The 2,367-nt window shown below is 71.7% G+C and carries 2 protein-coding genes; both read right to left on the reverse strand.

The features are described from left to right. Window positions 1-72: 72 nt before the first annotated feature. Window positions 73-1,839: a biotin carboxylase N-terminal domain-containing protein gene (locus DBR36_RS10500; RefSeq protein WP_108319167.1), complete on the reverse strand. Its 1,767-nt coding sequence runs from the start codon at window positions 1,837-1,839 to the stop codon at window positions 73-75. Between the two features lie 77 nt (window positions 1,840-1,916). After that, the coding region (locus DBR36_RS10505; RefSeq protein ID WP_258222718.1) for a nucleoside triphosphate pyrophosphatase at window positions 1,917-2,367 on the reverse strand (451 nt) is incomplete at its 5' end.

Raw genomic sequence — 2,367 nt, forward strand, 5'->3', positions numbered from 1 at the left:
GGCCCGCGCCCCGCTGAACGACGCACGGCGCCGCACCCCCGGAGGAGCGCGGCGCCGTCACGAAGCGGGGCGTCAGCTGATCAGCAGCAGCTGGTGACCGGCCGAGACCGTGGTCCCGGGCGCGGCGTCGATGCCGGCGATCGTGCCGTCCTTGTGCGCCTGGATGGGCTGCTCCATCTTCATCGCCTCGAGCACGACCACGAGGTCGCCCTTGACGACCTGCTGGCCCTCTTCGACGGCGACCTTGACGATCGTCGCCTGCATCGGCGACTTCACCGCGTCGCCGGTGGCGCCGGCGGCGGGCGAGGCCGCGTGCGAGCGGCGGGACGGGGGAGCGGCGGCGGGACGACCGACCTGCGGAGCCGCGGCCGTGATGCGGTCGGGAAGGCTCACCTCGAGCCGCTTGCCGCCGACCTCGACCACCACGGTGTGGCGACCGGGGGCCGCGGCGGGAGCCTCGAGCTCTCCGTCCCACGCGGGGATGTCGTTCACGAACTCGGTCTCGATCCAGCGCGTGAACACGCCGAACGTGCCGTCCTCGGCGGTGAAGGCGGGGTCGCGGACGACCTTGCGGTGGAACGGCAGCACGGTGGGCATGCCGGCGACCTCGAACTCGTCGAGGGCCCGGCGGGCGCGCTCGAGGGCCTCGGCGCGGTCACGACCGGTGACGATGATCTTCGCCAGCAGCGAGTCGAACGCGCCCGAGACGCTGTCGCCCGCGGTGACGCCGGAGTCGAGACGGATGCCGGGGCCACCGAACGTCTTGAAGACGTGGATGGGGCCGGGCTGGGGCAGGAAGCCGCGGCCCGGGTCCTCGCCGTTGATGCGGAACTCGAGCGAGTGCCCGACGGGCGCGGGGTCGTCGTAGCCGAGTTCCTCGCCCTCGGCGACGCGGAACTGCTCGCGCACGAGGTCGAGGCCCGTGACCTCTTCGGACACCGGGTGCTCGACCTGCAGACGCGTGTTGACCTCGAGGAACGAGATGGTGCCGTCGGCCCCGATGAGGAACTCGCATGTTCCCGCGCCGACGTAGCCGACCTCTTTCAGGATGGCCTTGGATGCCGCGTACAGGATGCGGTTCTGCTCGTCGGTGAGGAACGGCGCGGGGGCCTCTTCGACGAGCTTCTGGTGACGTCGCTGCAGCGAGCAGTCGCGCGTCGAGACGACCACGACGTTGCCCGCCGCGTCGGCGAGGCACTGCGTCTCGACGTGGCGCGGCTTGTCGAGGTACTTCTCGACGAAGCACTCGCCGCGGCCGAAGGCGGCGACGGCCTCGCGCGTGGCGGACTCGAACATCTCGGCGACCTCGTCGAGTTCGCGCGCGACCTTGAGGCCGCGTCCGCCGCCGCCGTAGGCGGCCTTGATGGCGATGGGCAGGCCCACCTCGTTGGCGAAGGCGATGACCTCGTCGGCACCCGAGACGGGACCGGGGGTGCCGGGAGCCAGGGGCGCGCCGACCTTCTCGGCCACGTGGCGCGCGGTCACCTTGTCTCCGAGGGCCTCGATGGCGTCGGGAGAGGGGCCGATCCACGTCAGGCCCGCACCGATCACCGCGCGCGCGAAGTCGGCGTTCTCGGCGAGGAAGCCGTACCCGGGGTGCACGGCGTCGGCGCCGGAACGGCGGGCGACCGAGAGGATCTTCTCGATCGACAGGTAGGTGTCGGCGCTTGTGGCGCCGTCGAGGGCGTACGCCTCGTCGGCGAGGCGGGTGTGCAGGGCGTCGCGGTCCTGGTCGGCGTAGACGGCGACCGAGGCTTTGCCCGCGTCACGGGCGGCGCGGATGATTCGGACGGCGATCTCGCCGCGGTTGGCGACAAGGACCTTGGCGATCTTCGGCATCCTCCCAGCCTAGCGAGGGGTCCTGCCCGCCTTTTGACCCTCCTCGACAAGAAACGCCGAAAAACGTGTGCGGGAGTCTACGAACGGTTCCACAGCTCCGTCCACGACCCACCGAGTTCGCGCACGAGTCCCCGCACGGTCGACAGCGACATGCCGACCACCGTCGAGGGGTCGCCGTCGACCCGCTCGATGAACGCGCCGCCCAGGCTGTCGACGGTGAACGCCCCGGCGACCAGCAGCGGTTCGCCGCTCGCGACGTAGGCGGCGATCTCGTCGTCGTCGACGTCGGCGGCGAAGGTCACGGACGCCTCGGCGACGGCGAAGGCCTCGCGCGGTTCCTCGCCCGGCGCGAGGCGGAAGACGCTGTGCCCCGAGTGCAGCACGCCGGTACGCCCGCGCATCCCGTGCCAGCGCGCGGTCGCGGCCTCGGCCGTGTACGGCTTGCCGAGGATCTCGTCGCCGAGCGCGAACATCGAATCCCCGCCGATGACGAAGCCGTCGAAAGAGGCGTCTTCGGTGCGCAGGCGG

This window comes from Microbacterium sp. HMWF026, assembly GCF_003061325.1.
Classification (GTDB): Bacteria; Actinomycetota; Actinomycetes; order Actinomycetales; family Microbacteriaceae; genus Microbacterium; species Microbacterium testaceum_E.